The organism is Desnuesiella massiliensis (assembly GCF_001403615.1).
Taxonomy (GTDB): domain Bacteria; phylum Bacillota; class Clostridia; order Clostridiales; family Clostridiaceae; genus Desnuesiella; species Desnuesiella massiliensis.
Map to the genome: position 1 here is coordinate 273670 of NZ_LN879455.1, position 24875 is coordinate 298544.

At 33.6% G+C, this 24875-nt stretch carries 25 protein-coding genes and 2 pseudogenes; 19 read left to right on the plus strand and 8 right to left on the minus strand.

Annotated features, from left to right (window positions below; translation table 11 throughout):
- Positions 1-325 precede the first annotated feature (325 nt).
- Positions 326-667, minus strand: a complete 342-nt coding sequence (locus tag BN2665_RS08010) for a winged helix-turn-helix transcriptional regulator (protein WP_055666598.1) — start codon at positions 665-667, stop codon at positions 326-328.
- A 191-nt stretch (positions 668-858) separates the two neighbouring features.
- On the opposite strand from BN2665_RS08010, the gene BN2665_RS08015 reads away from it, so the two are divergent.
- From BN2665_RS08015 to BN2665_RS08030, 4 genes and pseudogenes are all read left to right on the plus strand, one after another.
- Positions 859-1185 (plus strand): cupin domain-containing protein, encoded by a 327-nt coding sequence (locus tag BN2665_RS08015; RefSeq protein WP_055666599.1) that lies wholly within the window; start codon positions 859-861, stop codon positions 1183-1185.
- A 46-nt stretch (positions 1186-1231) separates the two neighbouring features.
- Positions 1232-1612, plus strand: a complete 381-nt coding sequence (locus tag BN2665_RS08020; RefSeq protein ID WP_055666600.1) for a VOC family protein — start codon at positions 1232-1234, stop codon at positions 1610-1612.
- Positions 1613-2091: 479 nt separating this feature from the next.
- A pseudogene (locus BN2665_RS08025) lies at positions 2092-2274 on the plus strand (P-loop NTPase family protein); the annotation flags it as partial.
- Positions 2275-2496: 222 nt separating this feature from the next.
- The gene (locus BN2665_RS08030; protein WP_055666602.1) at positions 2497-3531 is read left to right on the plus strand and encodes a Cfr family 23S rRNA (adenine(2503)-C(8))-methyltransferase; all 1035 of its coding nucleotides are present in this window, start codon (positions 2497-2499) and stop codon (positions 3529-3531) included.
- A 62-nt stretch (positions 3532-3593) separates the two neighbouring features.
- Here BN2665_RS08030 and BN2665_RS08035 read toward each other — a convergent pair whose 3' ends face one another.
- The gene (locus tag BN2665_RS08035; protein ID WP_055666603.1) at positions 3594-4448 is read right to left on the minus strand and encodes a hypothetical protein; all 855 of its coding nucleotides are present in this window, start codon (positions 4446-4448) and stop codon (positions 3594-3596) included.
- A gap of 72 nt (positions 4449-4520) precedes the next feature.
- Entirely contained in the window at positions 4521-4874 is a 354-nt protein-coding gene (locus tag BN2665_RS08040; RefSeq protein WP_055666604.1) for a DUF4870 domain-containing protein, read from the minus strand.
- Positions 4875-5096: 222 nt separating this feature from the next.
- On the opposite strand from BN2665_RS08040, the gene BN2665_RS08045 reads away from it, so the two are divergent.
- The 7 genes from BN2665_RS08045 to BN2665_RS08075 all read left to right on the plus strand — a co-directional run bounded on the left by BN2665_RS08045 (position 5097) and on the right by BN2665_RS08075 (position 11157).
- Positions 5097-5978: a helix-turn-helix transcriptional regulator gene (locus BN2665_RS08045; protein WP_055666605.1), complete on the plus strand. Its 882-nt coding sequence runs from the start codon at positions 5097-5099 to the stop codon at positions 5976-5978.
- Positions 5979-6426: 448 nt separating this feature from the next.
- Entirely contained in the window at positions 6427-7008 is a 582-nt protein-coding gene (locus tag BN2665_RS08050) for a DUF4256 domain-containing protein (RefSeq protein ID WP_055666606.1), read from the plus strand.
- 114 nt (positions 7009-7122) lie between these two features.
- Positions 7123-8085, plus strand: a complete 963-nt coding sequence (locus BN2665_RS08055) for a helix-turn-helix transcriptional regulator (protein WP_055666607.1) — start codon at positions 7123-7125, stop codon at positions 8083-8085.
- A gap of 82 nt (positions 8086-8167) precedes the next feature.
- Positions 8168-8794, plus strand: coding sequence for a type 1 glutamine amidotransferase family protein (locus BN2665_RS08060; RefSeq protein WP_055666608.1), 627 nt, complete (start codon positions 8168-8170; stop codon positions 8792-8794).
- Between the two features lie 47 nt (positions 8795-8841).
- Positions 8842-9366, plus strand: a complete 525-nt coding sequence (locus tag BN2665_RS08065) for a VOC family protein (protein WP_055666609.1) — start codon at positions 8842-8844, stop codon at positions 9364-9366.
- Positions 9367-9564: 198 nt separating this feature from the next.
- A complete protein-coding gene (locus BN2665_RS08070; RefSeq protein WP_074042252.1) occupies positions 9565-9879 on the plus strand; it encodes a RidA family protein in 315 nt (104 codons plus the stop codon).
- A 501-nt stretch (positions 9880-10380) separates the two neighbouring features.
- The gene (locus tag BN2665_RS08075; protein ID WP_055666611.1) at positions 10381-11157 is read left to right on the plus strand and encodes an endonuclease III domain-containing protein; all 777 of its coding nucleotides are present in this window, start codon (positions 10381-10383) and stop codon (positions 11155-11157) included.
- A gap of 345 nt (positions 11158-11502) precedes the next feature.
- On the opposite strand, the gene BN2665_RS08080 is transcribed toward BN2665_RS08075, so the two are convergent.
- Together BN2665_RS08080 and BN2665_RS08085 are read right to left on the minus strand one after the other, a co-directional pair.
- On the minus strand, positions 11503-12006 hold the full coding sequence (locus BN2665_RS08080; RefSeq protein ID WP_242865935.1) for a hypothetical protein: 504 nt from the start codon (positions 12004-12006) through the stop codon (positions 11503-11505).
- 124 nt (positions 12007-12130) lie between these two features.
- Positions 12131-13579, minus strand: coding sequence for a PQQ-dependent sugar dehydrogenase (locus tag BN2665_RS08085; protein WP_055666613.1), 1449 nt, complete (start codon positions 13577-13579; stop codon positions 12131-12133).
- Between the two features lie 364 nt (positions 13580-13943).
- On the opposite strand from BN2665_RS08085, the gene BN2665_RS08090 reads away from it, so the two are divergent.
- The 5 genes from BN2665_RS08090 (at position 13944) to BN2665_RS08110 (ending at position 20225) form a co-directional block, all read left to right on the plus strand.
- Positions 13944-14612 carry a response regulator transcription factor gene (locus tag BN2665_RS08090; protein ID WP_055666614.1) on the plus strand — a complete coding sequence of 223 codons (669 nt, stop codon included), beginning with the start codon at positions 13944-13946 and terminating at the stop codon, positions 14610-14612.
- Complete coding sequence (locus BN2665_RS08095) at positions 14613-15794, plus strand: sensor histidine kinase (RefSeq protein WP_055666615.1); 1182 nt, start codon at positions 14613-14615, stop codon at positions 15792-15794.
- A gap of 74 nt (positions 15795-15868) precedes the next feature.
- Positions 15869-16555, plus strand: a complete 687-nt coding sequence (locus BN2665_RS08100; RefSeq protein ID WP_055667098.1) for an ABC transporter ATP-binding protein — start codon at positions 15869-15871, stop codon at positions 16553-16555.
- A gap of 5 nt (positions 16556-16560) precedes the next feature.
- Positions 16561-18750, plus strand: coding sequence for an ABC transporter permease (locus BN2665_RS08105; protein WP_055666616.1), 2190 nt, complete (start codon positions 16561-16563; stop codon positions 18748-18750).
- Between the two features lie 266 nt (positions 18751-19016).
- Complete coding sequence (locus BN2665_RS08110) at positions 19017-20225, plus strand: DUF5050 domain-containing protein (protein ID WP_055666617.1); 1209 nt, start codon at positions 19017-19019, stop codon at positions 20223-20225.
- Between the two features lie 187 nt (positions 20226-20412).
- Here BN2665_RS08110 and BN2665_RS08115 read toward each other — a convergent pair whose 3' ends face one another.
- A complete protein-coding gene (locus BN2665_RS08115; RefSeq protein ID WP_055666618.1) occupies positions 20413-21240 on the minus strand; it encodes a MerR family DNA-binding transcriptional regulator in 828 nt (275 codons plus the stop codon).
- Between the two features lie 112 nt (positions 21241-21352).
- Between BN2665_RS08115 and BN2665_RS08120 the strand changes: the two are divergent.
- Together BN2665_RS08120 and BN2665_RS08125 are read left to right on the plus strand one after the other, a co-directional pair.
- A pseudogene (locus BN2665_RS08120) lies at positions 21353-21967 on the plus strand (GNAT family N-acetyltransferase); the annotation flags it as partial.
- 57 nt (positions 21968-22024) lie between these two features.
- Positions 22025-22543: a GrpB family protein gene (locus BN2665_RS08125; RefSeq protein WP_055667099.1), complete on the plus strand. Its 519-nt coding sequence runs from the start codon at positions 22025-22027 to the stop codon at positions 22541-22543.
- Positions 22544-22641: 98 nt separating this feature from the next.
- Here the strand turns inward: BN2665_RS08125 and BN2665_RS08130 are convergent, their stop codons facing one another.
- Positions 22642-23037 (minus strand): RidA family protein, encoded by a 396-nt coding sequence (locus BN2665_RS08130; RefSeq protein ID WP_055666619.1) that lies wholly within the window; start codon positions 23035-23037, stop codon positions 22642-22644.
- Between the two features lie 273 nt (positions 23038-23310).
- Entirely contained in the window at positions 23311-24249 is a 939-nt protein-coding gene (locus BN2665_RS08135; protein WP_055666620.1) for a helix-turn-helix transcriptional regulator, read from the minus strand.
- Positions 24250-24372: 123 nt separating this feature from the next.
- On the opposite strand from BN2665_RS08135, the gene BN2665_RS08140 reads away from it, so the two are divergent.
- Positions 24373-24822 (plus strand): VOC family protein, encoded by a 450-nt coding sequence (locus tag BN2665_RS08140; protein WP_055666621.1) that lies wholly within the window; start codon positions 24373-24375, stop codon positions 24820-24822.
- The last annotated feature ends 53 nt before the right edge of the window (positions 24823-24875 follow it).

A 24875-nucleotide genomic window follows, 5' to 3' on the forward strand; every position in this document is an offset into this window, starting at 1 on the left:
GGCATGTGAAGACGTTCGTGCTGTTATCCCGTAAAAAGAATGTGCCTGACATATAGGTTGAGATGGAACTGTAGTTTTTAAGCTATACAGACAGTATTGAATCAAACGTAGATGAGTTCGAACTCTTCCAGTGTACAATAGATTTTGATGAAGCAAAAGAATATAGAAAAAGCTATGGAGCGTATATAGGACAAAATCAATGGGAATGCCGGTGTTACGCTTACACCGGCAAAACCTATCCCTGACGAACAGGAACCATATAAGGAGGAAGTGGGGGCAGTCGAACTTAATGATGAAATATGCAAGTTGAAAGCATTACATAAAATTATCCATTATTTTGCTGATTCAGATTACTATGTTTTAGATGTTCTATTCCCCAACTATTCATTTCATCCAAAATCGGTTTTAAAGATTTGCCAAGTACCGTGAGAGAATATTCAACCTTTGGTGGTACCTCCGGATAAACTTTTCTATAAATTATCCCATCGTCCTCCATCTGCCGAAGCTGTTGTGTCAGCATCTTCTGGCTTATTCCGTTGATTCCTTTACTGAGTTCACTAAACCTTTGTGTACCGTTATTGAATAGAGTTCTCAGAATAAGCACCTTCCATTTGTGCCCGATTAAGTTGACGGTATGCTCAATAGGGCATGATTTATCACACGGCATTATTATCACTCCTGTCAATTATTGTGCTATACTTACTATCTGGTTAGTATAGCACAAAATAGTGCCTTCTTGCAAAAAGTTTGTAACGATATTATAGTAATTGTACAGCAGTAACTTATAAATCAACCGGTTTAGATTTAAATTGTTAATGATAGCTGAATAGTATTTCAAATAGATAGGAGTGATAAGTAATGAAAAAAATTAATATTGGCGATATTCTTAATTTTTCAACTGAAAAAAGTGCGCGTAAGGCAATCTTCAAAGAAGGCCAGCTGGATACAGGACTTTTGCTTTATGCTCCAGGGCAAACAACACCTGATCATAAGCATTCGGATATCGATGAAGTCTTTTATGTAATTTCTGGTGAAGGTACAATCACAATAAACAATGAAGAAATGCTTGTGAAAGAAAAGGATATAATTTTCTCACCGAATGGCGAGACACATGGATTCAATAATACCAGCTCTACCAATTGGGTTGTGTTGCAGATTAAAATTGACACTTCCAAAAAGGATTAACCCATATTTATAAAAATTCAAGATTGAGTATAGGAGGTATTGATTAATGTTTACACGAATAGACCATGTTGCATTTTCTGTAAAAGACAGACAAAAGTCCATTGACTTTTATGAAAAAAACTTTGGATTTAAAAAATATTTTGAACACGATGTTCCCGGGGTACCGAGCCTTGAAAAGGTTGTTTATCTTAAGTTGGGCGATACCGTGTTAGAGTTTGAACATTGGACACATGAAAAGGAGAATAACGGGTATCATTTCTGTCTCATTAGCGATGATTTTGATTTAGATTATCAAAAGCTTAAAAATGCAGGGATCCCAGTCGTAACTGAACCACATATTCCCGAGCCCAGATCACCTCAGGAAACAGGCTGGAAAAGAGTTGTTTTTCAAGGCCCTGATGGCGAATTAATTGAATTCCGAGGATAAAGATAGAGAAGAAATAGATTTTCTTGATTCACTCTTGATTGACTTTTTCGACGTATAATAGTATAATGATAAAAATTTGAAATTTGAGGTGAAGAAATGATTAAATTTTCTTGCTAGTTTTTAAAGTACATTTAATACAAAGATAAACAGGTGCGTTCTGTTTGTTTTGTTGTACTTATGCAAGAAAGTTATTCTTTTTTCTCTTAATATATACACTTGTATTATGCTACAATGATTAGCTTAACTACGTATATCTATGAGCTGTAAGAATAATTAATTCTTGCGGCTCTTACTTTTTTATAAATAATTCGAATAAGGAGGATAAATAATATTATGATAAATAAAGACACTTTGCTAACACATGATAATCTCCATATAGAGTCGGATACTGCAGGCGACACTTATATGCAGTAATAACAAGGTCACCTATTGTTCCGACTTTGTTATTAATACTATTAAATACAGAGGAGGACAAAAATATGTCTTTAATAAATGTTACAAATTTAACCTTTGCTTATGAAGGTAGCTATGATAATATTTTTGAAAATGTAAGCTTTCAAATTGATACCGATTGGAAATTAAGCTTTACTGGAAGAAACGGAAGAAGAAAGACTACTTTTCTAAATCTTTTGCTTGGGAAATACGAATATAAAGGATTTATTCTCATTTCACATGATAATGCATTTTGTGAAAATGCTGCAACAAAAATAATAAAATTGTAAAGGTAGAAATGGCAATTAATATGTTTAAAAGGAATATAAAAGTAACACACAATAGGCTCCATGCAAAGCCAGATGTTTTGGGCGACGCTTGCATGGAGTAGTATAAGTCGCTAATTATACTGGCTTTGCTTCCTAACTATTAATAGTGAGGAGGAAGCCTACATGAAACAGACAAAAACAAAATATGGAAAAATAAAACAAATAGTATCAAATCTAAAATTACCTGATTATAGATACAAGCAGCTTACAAAAGCTATTTTTCATCAAAGAATAGATAATTTTGATGATATGCATATACTACCAAAAGCGTTAAGGATAGCTTTAGTAAATGAATTTGGAAATAATGTATCTAGTGTAATACCTGTTTTTTCACAAGATTCTAAACAAGCTCAAAAATTGTTATTCCAATTGACTGATGGGGAAAGAATAGAAGCTGTTGGACTAAAGTATAAACAGGGGTGGGAATCGTTTTGTATTTCTTCCCAATGTGGTTGTGGTTTTGGATGTCGTTTTTGTGCAACGGGGAGTGCTGGATTTACACGCAATCTTACTGCTGATGAGATAACTGACCAATTACTTTATTTCTATTTTAATAACCATAGATTGAATAGTATTTCATTTATGGGAATGGGTGAGGCTTTTGCAAATCCAGAATTATTTGATGCAGTAAAAATTTTAACTGATCAAAATTTATTTGGGTTAAGTCAACGAAGAATTACTATTTCAACAATTGGCATTATACCAGGAATTCAAAGATTGACCAAAGAATTTCCACAAGTGAATCTAGCTTTTTCACTTCATTCACCATTTGAAAGTCAACGAAGCGATTTAATGCCTATAAATAAAAGATTTCCATTGAATGAGGTAATGAAGACGTTAGATGAACATATCATTCATACGGGACGACGAGTGTTTATTGCTTATATTATGCTTGAAGGAATTAATGATTCGAAAGAACATGCAGAGGCAGTTGTAGGTTTATTGAAAAATCGTGGTTCATGGGAGCATTTATATCACATTGATTTGATACATTATAATTCTACGGACAAAACAACTTTTAAATTTCAATCTTCAAATGCTATCAAGCAATTTTGCAGTACACTAAAGAAAGCTGGTATTAGTGTAACTGTTAGAACACAATTTGGTTCTGAAATTAGTGCTGCTTGCGGACAGTTGTGTTATGAAAATGAATTATGATGTTAGTTCAAAAATGTCCATTTGCTAAAATAAGTTAAGTGCCAGTTTGGCACTTAACTTATTTATTCAGCCTTGAGTATATTTATAGTTGCATAGCCAGTGTTGGACCAGCTAAATATTATATGATCTGCATTTTCGTTGCTAGCTTCATAATTTAAAGAGTCTCCAGACATGGATTCAGATGGTGATTCAGTAAATCCAATTTTTTTCAATTTCTCTATATAATCTAAGGCATCTTCTTTTATTACATATTCAATATAAATAAATTTGGCTTGTGGACTATTACTACTTACTTCAGTAATTTTTCCTTCTAATTCTGGGATATTTTTCAAGAAATCCTTAGGCCATGGAACAGCATCGGTCATATCTATATTTTCTGAACCAGAAGGTTTTTTTGTCGAGTCACTATTATAAGAACTGTCTTGGAACATAAAGGGTTTATCTGTATAAGAAATACTTCCTGTTCCATTGTTGAGGTAAGAAAAAACAACCTCTGAGCCATCTTCATCTTTACCTGAATACATGAATCCATCACTGCTTGTGGTTTCAAGTAGTGACTTATACTTAAGCTCTTTAATGGAATCAACATATTTTATAGCATCATCTTTTTTAAAGCCATCAAAGTATATCATACCAATAGTTTTTTCTTTGTCTTCCAGTACAGTATTGATATTAGCCTTTAACTCTGGCAAATTACCCATTTTATCCTTTGGCCATTTCAAGTTTTGCCCCATTTGGGTAGTGCCTTCTCCAGTTTTTATTGTAGTAGTACCTTTGTTAATGTCTACTTGAGCGCCTGTTGTTTTTTCAACAAGCTTTTCTGTTATCTTATCTTCTATTTTCTTTTTACATCCAGTCATGAATACGGTTAATACTGCTATTAGTAAAATGAAAATTATGAATGGTCTACGTTTCATTTTAAAAACTCCTTTTATAGAAAAATCTAAAAATAGTATATAATTTTAATGCTTATAGATAATTTTAACTATTCATTTCCCAGAGTACTTTTCTGCTAAGTCGCCTATGATAGGTAGCTTAAAATATTCATTTTTGTAGGCTTTTATCATAAGAACTATCCATAAGATCATAGTTATAAGTGGTAATAGCAGTAGTATTATCCACCCTATAATTGGGATGAAGCCAAGAATTCCATATAATACGGTGAGAACAGCTGACAATATTATAGATTGCATAGCATGAAATTTTACAAACTTACTTTCTTTCTCTAGGATGAAGAATATTATTCCAGTAATAAACCCTAAAAGATAGGAAAATAGTCCAGCTACATTCTCATCCATACCCAATGAAGATTTAATCTTGTTTTCAGTATTATTATCACTCATTATTAACATCCCCTTATAATTTCTTAGCTACAATATTATTTATGTTTTATTATATTCAATGCATTAATGAAATAAAATCAATAAAACTATCATAAAATTTATATATAAATAGCTTGGTTTTAGGTATTTTATGATTCATTTTCTAAATCAGGATATAGTTATATAAGAGAGATTAGACGAGTATATATCAAAAAAAGTTTATATCTAAAGGAGAGAATATGAGTGAAAAGTAGATTTGATGATTTCATAGAAAAATTACCTAAGAGTGTCCATGACAATACAAGATCTTACATAGGAACAAATGTGGCAGTTTTTATTCCACATACTTATAAAATCGAAAAAGGCATAATTCATGACGACTATCATTTTGTTATTTTTCATACCACTCCTCCATGTGCAACGATAAACAATAAGGAATATCAATTTAAAAGTGGCACTTTATTATGCATGTCACCAGGGACTGAAATTACAGTAGGGGTTGCAAAGAATAAGTCTCAAGCCAAGTATGCAGCCATTAGTGTAAAAAAAGATTTTTTTGAAGATATTTTTTTGAAGATTGTTGGTAATAAAAAGATGAAATCAGTAATATATGATAATCATTACAGTTATAAAACCTTAGATTTACTTGAATTTTTTATGCAAGAATTTATTTATTTAGATATTCCTTCCCCACTAATGATTGAATGTATAGAAACACAAATTGTTATACAATTATTAAGAGATATGGGTTTAGACCCTATAATAAATAAAATTAACCATGTCCAAGAAAAATCTTATGTAAAGCAAGCAATTATTTATATAGAATCCTATTATAATAGCAATATTACTATAAATGAAATATGTAATGCCATTTATATAAGTCCTTGTCATTTTCAAAGAATATTTAAGAATGAAATGAATAAAACCCCATATCAATATATATTGGAATTTAGATTAAAAAAAGCAAAGGAGAAGCTAAAGGAAGAAAATACTTCAATAGAGGAAATAGCTATGCAATGTGGCTTTTTAAATAGTGGGCATTTTTCCACTGTGTTCAAAAAGAGCGAAGGGAAAACTCCTTCAGAATATAGAAATTCACTAAAATTAGCAGTTAAAGAGAAATAGGTGCATTAGTGGTTCGCAAATATGCATAACCCCTTACTTCCGCGTATAGTATCATAATATAGCTCTAACCTATGTGGAGTGTGTAGTTATGATGACGAATTGTGGTCGGAAGGACACATAAGGCCGGTAAAACACAAAAAATGAGATACCGAAAAATTACTATTTATATTATAATTAATGTTAGGAGAATAACTTCTATCAGATTGCATCATTTAAATTAGAATAAGTATGATGACTTACTATGCAAAAAACATATAAATCTATTGATTTGGCTAAAATATTATGAACAAATATTTATATATAGGAGGCTATGAAAAAAGGTGTTCTATAAGTTTTCCTACACCGCGCGTGGAGCACCACGAGCGACCCGTAAAAAAGAACACCTATGTTTTTCACAGCCTCCTATACTTAAACCATTATGAGTAAAAACAATAAGGAGGAAACTAACGTGACAAAGAGTAATAAAATAAGCAATGAAAAGGAGTTGTCACCAGAACAGCGCGAAGAACTACTCAGAATACTGAAAGCCCGTTTTGAGAAAAATATGAACCGCCATAAAGGTCTTGAATGGGCTAAAGTACAAGCAAAGCTAGAAGCTAATACTGAAAAGCTGTGGTCGCTCAATGAAATGGAAATAACTAGTGGAGAACCGGATGTTGTTGGTCAAAATAAAGAGACGGGTGAATACATTTTTTATGATTGTTCAGCAGAAAGTCCTAAAGGCCGCAGAAGTGTTTGTTATGACCGTGAAGCGCTGGAGTCAAGGAAAGAACATAAACCAGAAAATAACGCTATTGATATGGCTGCTGCCATGGGCATTGAGCTTTTAACGGAAGAACAATACCGAGAGCTTCAGAAACTAGGAAATTTCGATATGAAAACATCGAGCTGGGTGAAAACACCTGCTAATATTAGAAAACTCGGCGGGGCCATCTTTTGTGATCGTCGCTACGACACTGTCTTTGTGTACCACAATGGAGCAGAATCCTACTATGCTGCCAGGGGTTTCCGTGGATCGCTAAGGGTCTAAATTTTGGTGAGAAGCCGGCTTCAGGAGTGCTCAAGGGTTATTGCTGCCACACCGTACCAAGTGGCGCGAAACGCCGCTAGAGAGAAGGGAGCAAGATAAGAAAGGAGGGGTGCTATGTCAAAAAATGATAATATGCTGGCAATTCTTTGGATGCTGAATTCAGGAGCAAAAATAACTGCGAAACAAATAGCAGAAAAGTTAGAGATAAACGTACGAACTGTTTACCGTTATATTGATTCGCTCTGTGCCAGCGGAGTTCCTATAATATCCGATACAGGTCATAATGGCGGGTATAGCTTGCTGAACAATTTTTTCAGAGCGCCTCTGATTTTTGATATTGATGAGCAAAAAGCGCTCCTTCATGCGGCCGTATTTGCAAAAGAAGCGGGGTACCCTTTTAGTGAGGCATTAAGCAGGTCAACCGAAAAATTGAAAATGTACTCAAATCAGGAACAGGAAAGTATTCTTAATCGCCATCTAGCCGGTTTCGAAGTAATAAACCGTGATATTGATCCTTCTGTTAAGACGATATTGGAAGAACTAGAGCGGGCTGTAGCAAACGAGTACTCGGTAGAAATTGAATACCGCACTGGCCACGAAGAACAACCTAGGCCAAGAGTGATTGATCCTTATGGAATGCTTTATTGGAACAATAAATGGTATACTATTGGATTTTGCCATCTGCGGAATGAAATCCGTAGCTTTCGGGCTGAACGGATTTTACAGATAAAGCAAACGCAAATGATGTTTAAACGGCCTGAAGCTTTTTCTGCTAAGGAATTCTTTTTACAAAATCTTTTACCTGATCTAGAGGGTAAGGATGGGGTGGCCTCATTAATTATCAGGGGCAGGTCAGAGGCTTTGGATGACTTATGCATTCATTGGTTTTTAGGTCATCATCTGAAAGAGAGGACTTCAAATCAAGCTGTGTTTTTACTTGATGAAAGAGTAATTCATGCATATGTACCCTATTTCCTTTTATCTTACGGAAAGGCTATTCAAGTAATAGAGCCACAGAGTTTGAAGATAAAACTTGTCGATATCGCATCAGAGTTAATGGAATATTATAAAATTTAGCAGCTTCACTGACAGCCGTTGTCAGTGAAGCTGTTTTATAATAGGGATACTCGATGAACTGGAAAAGATGGAGGACATGCAAATGAATAATACTGTATATCTCTACGTATTTGATCCTATGGCAGACTGGGAAATAGGTTACTTAACTGCCGAACTGAATTCGGGAAGATATTATAGGAAAGGGGTGACACCATCAAAAATAGTTACTGTGGGAATTGAAAAGACTCCTATTACTACAAAGGGAGGCCTGAAAATATTACCTGATATTAGATTGGATGAGTGCAGCATTAAAAACGCAGATGCATTGATTCTACCAGGTGGAGATACTTGGACAGAAACAATTCACGAACCTATAATAAAAGCTGTAGAGCAGTGCTTAAAGGAAAATACCCTTGTGGCGGCAATTTGTGGAGCTACAATAGGGCTTGCTCAGAGAGGATTTCTGGATTCGCGATGGCATACGAGCAACGACTTGGAATATCTTAAAATGATATGTCCTACCTATACCGGAGAAAAGTACTACAAGAAGGAGTCTGCTGTAACTGCTGGAAAACTGATAACTGCTTCCGGAATAGCTCCATTGGAATTTGCTTTACATGTCTTGAAGACCTTAGACGTATTTACCCCACAAACATTAAACGCCTGGTACAATCTTAATAAAACTCATGAAACTAAATATTTCTACGAGTTAATGAATTCAATACAATGAAGGCATAGTTCAAAATTTTTAGGTTTTAATTTAAAGGAGAGATAAAAATGACTGATAGCATAAAGTATACAGGAGCGTCAGGTAAGTATACAAAAAATGGGATACCCAATGGATTCACAACTATAACACCGTTTATAGTATTGAAGAACCCTTCTGAAGCAATAGAATTTTATAAGTCTGTTTTCAATGCAAGAGTTAAGGATATCACTGAATTTTTAGATGAAAACGGCAATAAAATAATTGTTCATGCGGAATTGGATTTTGGAAACGGATTTTTGCAGTTGGGAGCAGCAAATCCGGCCTATAAACTGGTTTTGCCGCCTACGGAGGATAATGTCTGCTATTCCTTAGCAATTTATGTTTCTGATGTGGATCAGGTGTTTGAAAATGCAGTGGCAAGAGGAGCAAAAGTCAGGGAACCTGTTGTTAATTTTGTCTCAGGTGACCGATACGGAAGTATTTTGGATCCTTTTGGAGTGAGATGGTCCATTATGACCAGGATCGAAGATTTATCGGAAGAAGAAAGCAGCCAGAGAGTAAAAGAATGGGCTAAGAGTTTAAATGGAGATTAGATCACTTAAGATAACCTTCTTTATAGGAGAACTTTATAGACCAAAAATGAATTTGGCTATATTTAAGGTAGATTTTATTTGAAAGGAGTCAAAATTGTGACTGATTTTAAAATAGAACATAAGAATCCAAACGGTTTATTCTTATCAAAAGCATTTAGTTAAGCGATTACCGTAAGCGGAAAGGCAAAAACAATTTATATAGGCGGACAAAATGCTATTAATTCAAAAGGTGATCTGATTGGGGCCGGTGATTTGGAATTGCAGACAAAGCAGGCGCTTAATAATATCGCAGCTATTTTAGCTTCTGAAAATGCAAGTTTCACCAATCTGGTTAAACTCAATATATATTTACTTAGTGGATGCGACCCACGAATTGGTTACAAAGCATTCCAAGAAGTGGCTGGTTTATTAGAGAATCACCCTTTAGTCACCGTTCTATTTGTTTCGAAATTTGCGCGTTCATCTTGCCTTCTTGAAATAGACGGAATTGCTGTCATTGAAGATAAGGACTAATAATCTTCATGAGACTTGAACACGTCCTTTCTGAGAGGTAATGGTTTTGTGATGATTTCATTGTACCAGAGGCGTTTTAAGTCTTGTTTTTAGTTTTAAGGTAACAGGCCAGTTGATAATGAAGAGAGGACATATGAGAGAAAGAAGTTTTATAAGAGTATTCACACGGATCTTTTTCAGATTCAACAGAAACTCAAATAAGTACTTTGACTCTTGAAACGTTTTCCTTTTTCCTAGGGAACTTAGCAAGCGAGAATAGAGAAAGATATAGATTTAAGCCAGAGATGACAGTTAATGAATACGCTAGGAGAATCTATACAACTTATAAAATACTGAAACGTGTCTTTAAAATGAACAAATCCAGAAATTGCCTATTGAATTTTTTAAAGGATAATCTATAATTAAAATACGAACTTAGGAAGATGCAGGTATTCATGATATAGGAATAAAAATTAAGCACTTACTAAACTGGGGCAAAAGGATGGAGGCATATTTAAAACTATGGAAGCAACATATTTAAGAAAAAATGAGTTAAGAGAAAAATTGTTAGCTTACTATGAAGAATCTTGTTTAGATCAGAGTGTTTTACGGGGATCATTGATTTCAGAAGAAGCAAGAGAATTTGTTGAGAACAATGCTAATGCATTCATTTTCGGATTAATATCTGATCAATCTACAAAAGCTGAGTTAGCATGGTCTTTACCATTTCAATTAAAGAAAAGACTAGGTCATTATGATATGCACAAGATGGGTAGTGAGGGATATGAGCACGAAATAGAGAAGGCGATAAAAGATAAGCCAGCTTTACATAGGTATCCAGGAAGAATAGCTGATTATCTTTATTTAGCGAGTAAGCATATTATAGATTATTATCAAGCAGATGGTGCTAATATTTGGTCAAATACAGACAGTGCTAAAGAAATAATTTGCCGATTATGTGCTTTCAAAGGTATTAGCTCAAAAAAAGCTGCTCTTGGAACAATGTTATTAGTAAGGGATAAAGGCGTCTATGTAAAGGATGCTCATATTATTGATATTGCTTATGATATACATGTTAGAAGGGTCTTCTTAAGAATTGGATTGGTTAAGAGTGATACATTAGAGCAAGTGACTGGAGTGGCAAAACTAATTTATCCTGATTTTCCAGGTAAACTTACTACTCCTATTTGGGTTATTGGAAGGGAATATTGCCGACCAACAAACCCATTATGTGATAATTGTCCTATTTCTAACTTATGTGAAAGAAAAATTCATTTAGGCAGAGATGTACATGCATAATTTGATTGAGAATATGAATGGGGATAAATGTATGCAATCTTATCATCGCAGCGCTGCAGCAGAGGTTATTTATGCTAGAGCTGACAGTATAAAGAGTATATGAGGCTAACGACTTGGATAAATGCATCTCATGGTAAGAAAGTAATAAATTTCCTGTGATGTCAGGATTAATATATATAAGAAAAGACAGAAGGGGTTTTTACATGAAAAACGAATATATAATAAACGAATGGGCGCTTGTACGAAAGAGTGAAAAGGTGTATATCCCAGACAAATTAGATATACACCTTAATTTTTTAAAAGGACTTGACAGGGATGAGTTCAAAACGGCATTCAAGTATATATTTATCCGAGTACATTTATTTTTATAATATAATTCATGAATTTTCTAAAGCAAATACTCCAGATGCTGGTGTAAACAAGTGAAAATGAGAAAAAAATTAAAAAAGTTAAAGGAGTTGATAATTGACTGGCTAAATCTACAAATGCCGAAATACCTACTATATAAGTTAAAGATATCATCCCAAGAGATAATGCTATGCTTGAAAATAATATAGAAATAATTAATCCCTTCCTATAAAGTAATGTTCCCATAACGATACCTAGTAGACCAGTGGTAAAAAGCAGGATTATTGTCTCCTGCGCACTAACTATAACAAGAATTAATGCAGAAGAAAAAAATACAGCAAAACCAAGAGAAATATTAGAAACAGCAGCTATCGCAATAGGTAGAGTACTTAATGGACTTAAGGCCAGCCCAATGGCGGGCAAAAATACAGGTGCTGATTGGAATAGTACAGCTATTGTTGTTAATATTCCTCCAATACAAATAAACCTGCCTATATTCATTTTTTTCAATTTAAATGCCTCCTAGCTTACACTAAATCAGTTTGAAAATTTATGAGGGAAAATGATTCCTCTCTCATATTTATATTACATTTCGATTAAATAAATTGAATTATATAGTTATTAATCATGGAACAATTTCAAAAATAGTACCTTGGTTAAGATCAGTCACATTCATAGAGCCATAAACCCCTAAGTATAACCTGGTTTGATTCAAATTCGTTCCCAAACTAGTATAATATGCTGCTTGAGACCCAAAAGTATAATCAGTTTCAATAACACTAAAATCACTTAGCTTACAATCTGTTCTTACCCTGGTGTAAGCTAAAACCCCTCTAACAGGAGGCTCTGATCCTTCATTCCGGGCAAAATCGGTAAACACAACGCTTCCAGTTAAATCGGGAATTCTATTTCCCATATATGGCTGGACTCCTGTAAGTGCAGTGGCTCCAAACTTATCCGTCCTAGGATCTTTATGAAAATAACTAATTATAGGTGGAATACGCTGCGTTGAAGTTTTCACTGCATCATTGTAATAAGCAATTGTTTCCTCATCCAAAGCTGGATTTGCAGAGCAGCTCCTTATAATCGAAGTAGGAAAAGCACCTTCCCACCCTCGCCATCCAAAGTTAATAAATCCTTCTTGGTTAGGTTCAGATTTCATTAAAGAAGCTTGAATAAGCTGAGGAACCGGTATTGGTTTATAATGAACGAATGAAAAAATTGACTCTACCAGATCCTGTCCTACAATTCCTACATATTTGATATACTGGTTATAAAACCTTTGAAATGAAATGCCAGGTATATTGCGAGTCCCTTTGGCAATCACCGTAAGAGTTTCCTGAATAGGTGCGGGAAGTTCATCAAAACGTGTGACTACCGGCGGATTATTGATAAATGTATTCTTAGCCACATCAATTTCAATTATTTTACCGGCGATTTCCATATCATTCTGGCTTGAATTAAATGGATCATAGCCTGATCCACCATCACCAGTTGTTAAAACAAGTTTTCCTGTTTCAGGTGAAAAGTTTAAGCTATTGACACCATTATGATTAAAAAATGGTCTTCTTAAATTAAGTAATGTACGCCGTTTTTGAGGTTGACCATTGGATTGTAAAATCCATTCTTCAACTGTATCAATATGATCAAAGTTAACCTCTCTATTTATCCACTTTTGGTTTAAGGTTTTGGGGTCACAAGGGTTAGGCTTAAAAAATTCAGGAAGACCTTGTCTTGAAACTTCTGAACTTGGAAGAGCACCCGGACCTTGCGTTCCAGCTACTGAATAATGAAGATAAAATAGACCGTTATAAGAAAATTGAGGATGAAATGCTAGCCCTATCAATCCCCGTTCATCATATTTACCACCAGAAAAACCTAGTTTTATGATTCGGGGGCGAATATCTAAAAAGGTTTTTATAACTCCGTTTTCAATGTAAAAAATCTCTCCTACCTGGGTTGCAATGAATAATCTTTCCATTGAGTCACCCGGAAGTATAGCTGTTTTCAAAACAGTAGGTAAATTTATCTTACCAGCAATGGGACGTAAACTAACTTTAACTTTTTTTAACAACTAACTTTACACTCCTTTATATTCTTTTCTTTTATAAGAATATGATTAGAAATGTTCTATTAGTACTAAATTGAGGCAGGGGAATCTGATGATGCATTTCACCATTTTCCTGAAAGCTCTGTTTTGGATAAATAACTTGTAAGATTTACATTCCTGCTCCAATGAGAAAAGTGGAATTTCTATCAATATAACTGATAAAGGCAAGAGTAAGGTAAGAAGCGTGAAATCTGTTTGAGGTGTACAAAGAAATAAAGTATAATGAATAGTAATTTAGAGGCCATTATTATGGCTTTAATGAAAAATATTTGACGTATTAAAATTATACCAGAATTTTACAGGATAAAGATATAAGGAGAAATGTATAATGACGGAAATTTATTATGTTGAAGATGATAGGGATATAGCATTTGGAGTAAAAAAATATCTGGAAAATAAAGAATTCCAAGTGACTATTTTAGAAACAGTACGTGCAGCAAAAAATGTGTTGGATACAAAGCTTCCTTCTCTTATATTAGTAGATTGGAACTTGCCCGATGGAAGCGGTCAAGATTTGTGTAAATGGATTCGTAACAGATGGTCTGAACTTCCAGTAATATTTCTTACTGTAAAATGCGACTCAAGAGATATGGTAGCAGGACTGCAAGGAGGGGCAGATGATTATTTGATAAAGCCATTCGATTTGGAGGTGTTGTATGCAAGGATCTGTGCAGTGATGAGACGGTTTGGAAAAGTTCATGGGAATTATTTAAATTGTGGGAAAATATCAATTGATAAAAATAAGTTAAAGGTGTTTTGGGAAGAAGAAGAGATAATATTGAGCCAGGCTGAGTATCAATTATTATTGCTATTAATGGAGAATAAGGGGAAAACGTTGACCAGACAGCGATTGCTGGAATTAATATGGGATGTAAATGGAAGTTATGTAAACGATAATACTTTAACAGTGACAATGAAAAGGTTGCGTGAAAAGTTATATAATCCATCTTGTATGAAAACTGTTCGTAGTTTTGGATATCGAATGGAGGACGAGTAAATGAATGGGAAAAGTATAAAATTTTCAATAATAGTGGTAGGATTGTGTTGTATGGTGGTTGGCGTATTAGTTGGGATTTTGGGGACAAGTTACTTTGCAGGTAGCCAATATCGTATCTTATCCAATCTGGCGCAGGAATTTATAGAACAATATCCTCAGGACGAACAGAAAATAGTAAGGATAATCAAAGAAAACAGTTATGTGAATGATTCTAAACAAGAATTCAAGCAGGACTATTTATCTGTTTACGGATATGAAGCAAGAGATTTTGTGGCTGGATATATTGATAAAATGTTGTTGATATCAGTGGCAGCAGTAGTTATTATTCTATTGCTGCTATATTGTTTATTTCAATTAATTAGAAAAATACAGACAGAGAGGATTACAGGGCTTACAGATTATTTAACAAAATTAAATATGGGGAGAGACGTAACGTTGCTTCCAGCAAAAGAAGATTGCTTCTCAGAATTGCAGGACGAGATTTATAAGACAGTGACAAATTTATACCATACAAGAGAAGCAGCTTTAAATGCAAAAAAGAATTATGCAGATAATCTTGCCAATATTGCTCATCAGATAAAAACCCCACTTACTTCCATGTCTATAATGACCCAACTTTTAAAAAGAGAATGGGAAGAAGAATATGTAAGGCAAATACAAAAACAAATTGAGAGGTTAACAAGATTAACAGAAATTTTGTTAATGTTGTCACGAATTGATGCAGGGATTTTGGATTTGGAAAAGAAGCAGGTGGATGTCTACACTATTTTGCAGTTATCAGTAGAAGCATTGGAGAATATACGAGTAAAAAGGAATATTAATATTCAATTGGAGAATCATGAAGAAATCTGCTTTCAAGGAGATATGGAATGGACTATGGAAGCTTTTATAAACTTGATTAAAAACTGCATCGAACATGCTAGAGGAACGGTAGGAATTGATTATTCTCAAAATCCAATTTACACAGAAATTAAGGTATGGGATGATGGGGAGGGGTTTTCAAGGAATGACATTTCTCACATTTTTGAGAGGTTTTATCATGGGGAACGGTCCTGTGAAGGTGGCATTGGGATAGGATTGGCTTTGGCAAAATCTATTATAGAGATGCAGAATGGATGTATAGAGGCAAAAAATCTAGTAAATGGTGGAGCGTGTTATTTAGTAAGGATATACAGTCACTAAGATGTCACTTTTCTTTGCTATGATGTGTGTAACAATTTCTAAAAGTTGTATAAAACATGCAAGGAGGTACTATGGTGGAGATTTTGAAATGTGAAGGTATCACGAAAGTATATGGTACTGGAGAAAACAAAGTGACGGCGTTAAATAATGTGGACTTAAGCATTGATAAAGGAGAGTTTGTAGCGATTGTTGGCTCGTCAGGCTCTGGAAAGTCAACATTGTTACATTTATTGGGGGGCGTTGATAAACCTACAGATGGTAAGATGTGGGTAGAGGATACGGAGTTATCTACTTTAAATCCAACTTCTGCAGCTATTTTTAGACGAAGAAAGGTAGGCTTAATTTATCAGTTTTATAATCTAATTCCAACGCTTACTGTAAGGCGTAATATTTTACTTCCAATGCTTTTGGATAAAAGAAAACCGGATCAGGATTACTTTAATCAGATAGTAGAATCGCTAGGGATGAAAGAAAAACTTGACTGTCTGCCTAGCCAATTATCAGGAGGACAGCAGCAGAGAACTGCAATTGCCCGTTCTTTGCTTTATCGCCCGGCTTTGCTTTTAGCTGATGAACCTACGGGAAATCTGGATCAGAAGAATTCCAGGGAGATTATAGAAATGTTGAAGCTTTCTAATAAAAGCTTAAAGCAAACGGTAGTGTTAATTACTCATGATGAAAAAATTGCTTTGGAGGCTGATAGAATCATCACTATTGAAGATGGAAAAATCCTTTCAGATAAGAAGCTTGGAAGGGGGTAAGAATCATGTGGAAAGATTATTCGGTAAGTTACATAAAAAATAATAAAACTACTAGTATTTCTATCATGATTGCAACTCTGATTGCAGCTATGTTTTTATCTTTAATAACTAGTGTTTTCTATAATATTTGGATAGATAATATCAATCAGATTGTTATAGACGAAGGAGACTGGCAGGGAAAATTAATTGGCAATGTTACAGAAGATGATATTAAGGCAATAGAGAGTTTTGCCAATGTGAAGGATGTAGTTATAAATAAAAAAGAAGGTGGAATGGAGACTTCAGTTTATTTTTATCATATGAGAAGTATTTATGAGGATATGCCAAAGATTGCAACCTTGATTGGTAAAGGGAGTTCCGAAATTATGTACCATGATATGCTGTTATCAGAGTATTTTATTTTTGCACCAGATGATGAACAACCACCAATGCTACTGGCATTCTATGTATTTGTTATGTTAATTGCCTGCATTTCATTAATATTGATTATTCGTAATGCTTTTGAGGTATCCATGAATGCGAGACTTCATCAATTAGGGATTCTTCAAAGTATTGGTGCTACACCGAGACAGATTAGGTCATGTTTGCTGCAGGAAGCATTGGGATTGTGTATAATACCCATTTTAGTGGGAATACTAGCAGGAGTGGGATTGTGTTTTGGAGCAATTCAATTGGCAAATGGTATCGCTGGTATTTATCGTGGTGAAAATGCAGTATTCTCATATCATGCAGGTCTATTTTTTGCAGCTTTGCTGGCAGCATTGTTGACTGTGCTATTTTCAGCATGGATACCTGCCAGAAAATTAAGTAGACTGAGTCCGTTGCAGGTAATCAAAGGAGACGAAGAACAGAAAATAAAAAAAGAAAAAAAATTCCGTGTGATTTCGTCACTATTTGGAGTAGAAGGCGAACTGGCAAGAAAATCTCTTTACGCAAGGAGAAAGGCATTTCGTACATCTTCTCTTTCGCTAACCCTTTCGCTCTTAGCATTTAGTATTTTCCTATGTTTTAATACCCTATCCAGAATTAGTACGAAGCATACCTATTTTGAACGCTACAAGGATTCATGGGACTTAATGATAACAGTAGAAAATCAAAATATATTCGAGATAAAAGTGCTTCAGGAAATAAATGAGATAGAGGGTGTGGAAAGTTGTACCGCTTACCAAAAGGCACTTGTATATACATGGATTTCAGAAGAACAGACAAGCGGCGAATTAAAAACGTTAGGAGGCATTGATGCTGTGGCAGGATCAGATGTGCCATCTGTAGAAGGAAAGTATCGTGTGAAGGTACCGGTGGTTATTTTGGACGATGATAGCTTTAAAGAATATTATAAATTTATAGGTGCCGCAGATAGCTTGGATTTGGAAACGGGGATGGTAACCATAAATCGTATTTGGGATAACGTTCACAGCAATTTTCGATATAAGCAGTATGTTCCTTTTGTGAAAGAAATGGAAGGTATGAGCTTAACCATATTCCAAAATGAAAGTTACAGAGACAGTGTAGATATCCCAATACTTGCTTATACGGATAAACTTCCGGTATTGAAAGAAGAGTATGTTAACTATGGATTGCTTCAGATTATGTCCACTAGTACATGGCAGAGTGTAGCTGCTAACATGAATGTAGAAGAGAAGGAAATGTATATTAATCTTCTTGCTATTTCGGATGATAGAATTCAGTCTGTGCAGAGCGAAGCAGAAGGTCTGTTAAGTGGAAATGACTACGAAATAGAAAATCGTGTGAAGGAAGAGAGGTATAATGCAGAAATTCAAAAGGGATATACTTTGTTAATGGGTGGGCTATGTGGGTTGCTAGCATTCATCGGATTGGCGAATGTTTTTTCCAATGCATTAGGCTGCATTTATCAAAGAAGAAGAGAATTTGCACGATATCTGTCAATTGGACTTACTCCCCAGGGGGTAAAAAAGGTACTATTTTTGGAGGCACTTATTATAGGGGGGAAACCAATCCTAATTACAATTCCGCTCACGGTTATTTTTATCATCTTTGCTGTTACAACAAGTTATTTAAACCCGATAGAATTTTTGGAATGCATGCCAATAGTTCCATTGTTGATATTTGCAATTTTAATCTTTGCTTGTGTAGGACTAGCATATTATATTGGTGGAAAGAAAATTTATAAGAGTAACATGGCAGAGTCACTGCGGGACGATACATTTGTGTAGAAAGACTTTTATACAATGGAGAATGATTGCGTATATATGAAGATTATAAAATTCATTTGGTGACATGAACCTTAGACTTGAAGGAATCCTTTTATTGTTATAAAACTCTAAGTGCTGTAAATTATATAGATTTTATAAATCTTTGTATATACTTGTCATTTCTATGAAGAGTAGGATTTAAGTAAATATAAATTATCATAGTTGCTAAGAGCAGCCTTATGCTGTATCATTATTTGTGAAATCTTGCTAAATTAGGAGATGGTGACATGAGAAAGGTTGCAGTAATCATAATATCAGTAATTATAATCTTAAGCACAGTAAGTTGTGGTAAGCAAAACATAAACGGCAATAAGGGACAAGCGTCCCGCGAGAAAGCAAACAATTCCGAAGCTGCACAAACCACTAAGGATAATGCTAATAAGACGGAAAATACTACAGCTGCCAATGAAAACACGGTTAAGGAAACAGAAGCTGCTAAGGGGAGTGGAGAAAATATAGCTACAGTAGAGAAAGGCTCTTCAAAGGAGGAGTATAAAAAGAAATACAGAAGCTCAGTTTATATCCCCACCAGGTTTGCAGAAATTTATGACGAGAACAATGGAGCAGAGGTAGTTAATTTGTATTATGTAACAAATAATTGGATATACTGCATGGGGATGTCAAAGGAGATTGGATTTTCTGAGCCTGTCAAATTAGCGAAAACATCATTCAACGAATTTGCTATAGTAAATGGAAAATTATTTTTTGTTAACTTTAATAGCGGAAAGCTTGATGCTTTGCCTTTAGATGGCAGCGGAAGCATTACTACTATTGTTGATGAGGTAGTAAGCAATCTTTTTTCATTGGATGATAAGTATGTATATTATGAAACTCGTGAAGAACGAGATGTAATAAAGAAAAAGCCGATAAAAGGCGGAGAGGAAGTAAAACTCTTTGTTCCGGATGGAGAGAATATGGTAACTAATGGAATATTCATCTACGATAAATGGTTATTTTGCGTTTGTAAATTATTTGGATCTTCCGAGTATATGCTGTACAGAGTTAATAAGTCGGATGGAAGTGAAAAAATGATTACCAAAGTTAATGTGGGAAATGAAGTAGATGACATAAAGATATGGAAGGATGGTTTGTATTATACGCTAAAAGAGCTTGGGGATTCTGGCTATATGCACAATTTGTATAAGATAAACTTAAAGGATTTAAAAACCACACTTGAAGTTAAAGAAATTGATAACAAATTTGCTTGTAATACAGACTATAGCGACAATTGGATCTATTTTACAGACAGGCCTAGATCACCAAAATCCTTATACAGGATGAAGCCTGACTATACCGGTATACAATCCCTTAAAATTGATAATGTCTCGTGGTATTTCGCAGGTGAGGACTTTCTGTACTATAATGATGATGAGGGAAGAGGACCTTACCTTTACAACTTGAAAAATTATACCGCAGAGCCTGTTCCGACAAATTAAAGCGGCTTAATAAGATTGGACACTTACGTATTTATTTGATATTACTCATATATTGATATACAGATAGTTACAGTTTTATTGATTTTATGGAACGTGGTTTTGTGGGATGAAAAATTTTCTTTCGGGCAGGGGAGTTTCGAGAAATAATAAGAACCCCTGCCTTCGTTATTAGAGAATAGATTGGTTTTTAAGCTGGGTTTTGGGGAAAGTATATTTCTACAAAATATTCATGATCCATACTTTTATGAAGTAGTGCAAATTTGTATTTTACTAATAGGGTAGAACCGTGCAAGCCAAAATGACGGCATAATTTATACAGATATTCTATTAAATCCTTTTTTACACCCCAGAACATAATATTTGCATAATATCCTGTTACATGATGCTGTGCCACAATATTATGTTCAGCTGCAAATATAAATTGCTTTTGAAGTATAGTTGTATTTATTGTACTGTCAGTAAATGAAAAACCAATTACCTCGTCATTCTCTACTATTGTTCCATCCGAGTTATTATGATAGAAAGCCCATTGCTCCAAAGATTCTATCCCTTCTGTTTGCTGTGATTCAGTATCTTCTTGCAGTAATGTTCCAAAATCTACTCTATAGATGATAATATCAATTTCTTTATAAACTGAAGCAGTAGAAAATGTGTAATCATTTTTAAATTTAGAAATAGTCGTAAGTACCTCTAACATATCGTCAGCATATTGATCAAGTTGATTTAATAACCTTTTTTCTTCGTTTATACGTTCCTTTTGTTCTTTTACCATCGATAAATAACCATCGATGCTTTCCGAATCTATTCTTTCCTTCATTTGATCTAAGGGAATTTTTATATATTTTCCAATTAAAATCATTTCTAGGATATCTAGATGTTCTAAGGAATAGTAACGATAATCATTTTTAGGATCGACAATTGGTTTTAACAATCCTTTTCGGTCGTAGTGACGTAAAGTATCAAGTGATATGCCATACAATTTACTTACTTGTCCAATCTGTAGTAATCCTTGCATTTTATCCTCCTCAAAATAATTTAGCAATACTCATTGACTCTTGAGTAACTCAAGGGTTTATTTTAAGTATAATATCTGAAGAAATCTAATTTGTAAAGGGGGCAATATGCAAATGGACAATATTTATATTGAGAAGTATCAAAATACCGATTTTAGAGATGTAATTGCTTTAATAGTACAATCTTTTAAAAGCAAGTTTTGCCAACACCAAAAGTTAAGTGATAATGACATAGAAAATATTTTATACGCATCTTGGCATCTCAAAGCTGATGATCCCGCATATCTTCATTTTGTAGCGAAACTAAATGAAAAGGTAGTTGGCGTAATTCTAATACGTTGCAGAAAAACAGAAAATACAAATGAAAACATTCCTATTATATCGCTATGTAGACAATATGGTGTCTATAATGTTATAATGACGTACACCAAAATGGCACTGTTAGAAGATCATAAACTAAATGAAGGAGAATGTTATATAGAACATATTGCAGTTGATGGAACATGTCGTGGAAGAGGAATTGGCATGTTACTTCTTCAGCATGGAGAACAGGCATTATTAGATAGAGGATATACATCCTATACATTAGCAGTTGCTGGGGGGAATCCTGCAAAACACCTTTATTGTCGATTTGGTTTTGAGGATATAAAAAAGATAGAAAGTCGCTTAAAGGGATACTTTATTGGAGAATCTCGATGGTCTATAATGCAGAAGGTTTATAATCATGATAGCGGTTTTGAGAATAATAAGAGAAATCATATTTTGCTTAGAAAGGAGATTGTTTATATGAAAGTGGAAGTTGTAGAATATAACAGCCAATGGCCAAATTTATATCTGGAAGAAGCTGAAAAGATTAAAAATATACTTGGAAATGAATTGATTGATATTTACCATATCGGAAGCACATCAGTGGAAAATTTAAAAGCTAAACCAATCATTGATATTATGCCCGTGGTAAAGGACATTACAAAAGTTGATAAATATAATAAAGAGTTTGAAGCCCTGGGCTACGAGCCAAAAGGTGAATTTGGCATGGCTGTAAGAAGATATTTTAGAAAAGGGTTGGAAAGCAGAACCCATCAAATTCATGTATTTGAAAAAAGTAACTCTAATGATATTGAAAGGCATTTAGCTGTTCGTGATTATTTAAGAACACACCCACAGGATGCACTTGAGTATGGTGAGCTAAAGAGCAGATTAGCTACCCTGTTTCCTTCGAACATTGAAGCTTATTGTGATGGCAAGGATAACTTTGTCAAGCAATTAGAAAGAAAAGCATTAGAATGGTATCGTGACGTAAAATGATCATTTTATCAGTATGAAAAATGTCCTCAATGTTTTTTTAAAACATTGAGGACATCTTTTTATAATAAAATATTTTTATCTAGAAATATGAGACAAAATTATTTTGCTGCCCATATTTCAATTTCTAATTTTATCTCTTTTAACCCTAGAGCATTTACATAAGCAACAGTCATTGAAGGATAAGGCTTACCAAAAAAATCATCATATACTTTATAAAAGTAATCCCAGTCAATTTCTTCTGTTGCCCATATATTAATCTTTATAACATTATCCGGTGTTAAATCTATACTCTTTAATAGATTTGATATATTTAAAAATGTATTGTTTACTTGTTGATTGAATTCTATAGGAAAATTACCATCTAAATCTGCTCCAACTTGACCAGAAAATGTGTAAAATGTTGCATTAGGCTCTATTTTTGTTATGTGAGTATAATTACCTACTGCTCTACTTACTCCTGAAGAATCTAATCTACTAACTACATTATTATTCATTTTATAAAATCCTTTCTGTATTGGGATAAAATAATTCCTACCACTATATATTGTTTATAATACATAGTTATCCATTGATAGAAATTTATTTATCGAAAACAGAGATGGAATGTTTATTCTTTTCTATGTTACTAGCATATAAACATTCTTTCATTTCAACACCTCCTACGAAATAAATATATATACTAAAATAGATTTTGTCAATAAGAGCATACACTAGTTAAGTAAAAAGGAAATCAGCATGATTCACAGTAGTGTGATCTCCATGCTGATTTATAATTTTTGATAATGATTTAATAAATTCTCTATTTTTTCTTGAATAATGTGTTTTAGAGATTCAGGTTTTACTGACGTGATAAAACTACCGTATCTAATAAAATAATTGGCAATAAACTCTTCTTCACCTAAATTATAGAACCCTTTTATAAGTGTCTTAGTCCCACTTTCTATTTTCATCGATGGATAATGCTCTTTATAAAAAATATCCTTTGCTTGTTCTAAAATTTCTACTTCAAACTCAATACTTTTTTTAGATTTATAAAGTTCTAATGAACCATGGATAAGTTCTTCTACAGAAAATTGTGCTTTATCATTATGAAATTCTAACAAAGTTATTCTATCACATCTGAAAACTTTATATTTATTTGTATTCATCTCTATTCCAGTAGCATACCACTGTCCAAACTTAGCAGAAATTTTAAAAAACTGAATATGATAACTTACTTGTTTACTATTTTTTAAGTATTGAATCTTACAACTAATTTCACTAAGAATACTTTGTAAAACTTTATCTAAAAATTGACTAACATTATTATGCTGATACGCTTCAAATTGCAATACTTTTTTCATTTGATGAATTTGATTTATTTGTTCTTTAGAAAGACAGTTTTCAAATTTTTCATTTAGTTTATTGACACTTAAGTGGAATGGCGTAGATTGATAAGACTCTAAGGTCAACATGGCAAAATATAAAGCATACACTTCATCAAGAGTAAAGATAATAGGTGATAATAACCTGTTTTTTAAAATACCATATCTTCCATGTCTACCGTACTCTGAAAAAATAGGCATACCTAATTGTTCTAAGGAACTAATATCACGCAAAGCTGTACTTTTTGAAATATTATATTTATTCATTAAATCACCTAAATTAAAGAACTCTCGACTATTTAAGTATCGTATCATGTCATTTAATCTTTCTGATTTTTTCATACAAGCCTCCTTTTTAAAGGTGTCATACTTTGATACCTTTATACATTATAATAAATTTAAGGGGATATATCAATTATATAAAATATATGCCTGAAAATTACTATACAAAAGGAGATTGATACTATGAGTACAACACTAGAAACTGCTATTTTTATTTCAATGAATGGGAAAGCACAAGAAGCTATAAATTTTTATAAAAAACATTTCAATGCAAAGGAATTATTACTCGTTACATACGAGGATATGGCAAAAAGAGATATCACTATTCAGGTTACTGATGAAAATAAAAATTATATCTCTCACTCTGTTTTATCAATTGGAAGAACTAAAGTAATGATTGCAGAAGATACAATGGATACTAATGAAAAATACAAAGTTGGCAATAATATATCGTTATGTATTCAAAGTGCTGACTTAAACGAAGCTGAACATTTTTATAATAGCTTAATTACAGATACCAGAGTTAGAATCATTGTTCCATTATCTAGCAATGTGTTTAGTAAAGCATACGGGATTATTGAAGACCCTTTTGGCATTCAAATTCAACTGATGTTTGATAATAGATTGAAATGAAAAAATCAGCGTGCTACACATTTTTAATGTGATCAGCATGCTGAAACTTTATT

Excerpts from the sequence above, each read along its gene's own strand:
- BN2665_RS08010 (WP_055666598.1), bottom strand. The coding sequence starts at position 667 with ATGCCGTGTGATAAATCATGCCCTATTGAGCATACCGTCAACTTAATC.
- BN2665_RS08015 (WP_055666599.1), top strand. The coding sequence starts at position 859 with ATGAAAAAAATTAATATTGGCGATATTCTTAATTTTTCAACTGAAAAA.
- BN2665_RS08020 (WP_055666600.1), top strand. The coding sequence starts at position 1,232 with ATGTTTACACGAATAGACCATGTTGCATTTTCTGTAAAAGACAGACAA.
- BN2665_RS08030 (WP_055666602.1), top strand. The coding sequence starts at position 2,497 with ATGAAACAGACAAAAACAAAATATGGAAAAATAAAACAAATAGTATCA.
- BN2665_RS08035 (WP_055666603.1), bottom strand. The coding sequence starts at position 4,448 with ATGAAACGTAGACCATTCATAATTTTCATTTTACTAATAGCAGTATTA.
- BN2665_RS08040 (WP_055666604.1), bottom strand. The coding sequence starts at position 4,874 with ATGAGTGATAATAATACTGAAAACAAGATTAAATCTTCATTGGGTATG.
- BN2665_RS08055 (WP_055666607.1), top strand. The coding sequence starts at position 7,123 with ATGTCAAAAAATGATAATATGCTGGCAATTCTTTGGATGCTGAATTCA.
- BN2665_RS08060 (WP_055666608.1), top strand. The coding sequence starts at position 8,168 with ATGAATAATACTGTATATCTCTACGTATTTGATCCTATGGCAGACTGG.
- BN2665_RS08065 (WP_055666609.1), top strand. The coding sequence starts at position 8,842 with ATGACTGATAGCATAAAGTATACAGGAGCGTCAGGTAAGTATACAAAA.
- BN2665_RS08075 (WP_055666611.1), top strand. The coding sequence starts at position 10,381 with ATGGAAGCAACATATTTAAGAAAAAATGAGTTAAGAGAAAAATTGTTA.
- BN2665_RS08080 (WP_242865935.1), bottom strand. The coding sequence starts at position 12,006 with ATGAATATAGGCAGGTTTATTTGTATTGGAGGAATATTAACAACAATA.
- BN2665_RS08090 (WP_055666614.1), top strand. The coding sequence starts at position 13,944 with ATGACGGAAATTTATTATGTTGAAGATGATAGGGATATAGCATTTGGA.
- BN2665_RS08095 (WP_055666615.1), top strand. The coding sequence starts at position 14,613 with ATGAATGGGAAAAGTATAAAATTTTCAATAATAGTGGTAGGATTGTGT.
- BN2665_RS08105 (WP_055666616.1), top strand. The coding sequence starts at position 16,561 with ATGTGGAAAGATTATTCGGTAAGTTACATAAAAAATAATAAAACTACT.
- BN2665_RS08110 (WP_055666617.1), top strand. The coding sequence starts at position 19,017 with ATGAGAAAGGTTGCAGTAATCATAATATCAGTAATTATAATCTTAAGC.
- BN2665_RS08115 (WP_055666618.1), bottom strand. The coding sequence starts at position 21,240 with ATGCAAGGATTACTACAGATTGGACAAGTAAGTAAATTGTATGGCATA.
- BN2665_RS08125 (WP_055667099.1), top strand. The coding sequence starts at position 22,025 with ATGAAAGTGGAAGTTGTAGAATATAACAGCCAATGGCCAAATTTATAT.
- BN2665_RS08130 (WP_055666619.1), bottom strand. The coding sequence starts at position 23,037 with ATGAATAATAATGTAGTTAGTAGATTAGATTCTTCAGGAGTAAGTAGA.
- BN2665_RS08135 (WP_055666620.1), bottom strand. The coding sequence starts at position 24,249 with ATGAAAAAATCAGAAAGATTAAATGACATGATACGATACTTAAATAGT.
- BN2665_RS08140 (WP_055666621.1), top strand. The coding sequence starts at position 24,373 with ATGAGTACAACACTAGAAACTGCTATTTTTATTTCAATGAATGGGAAA.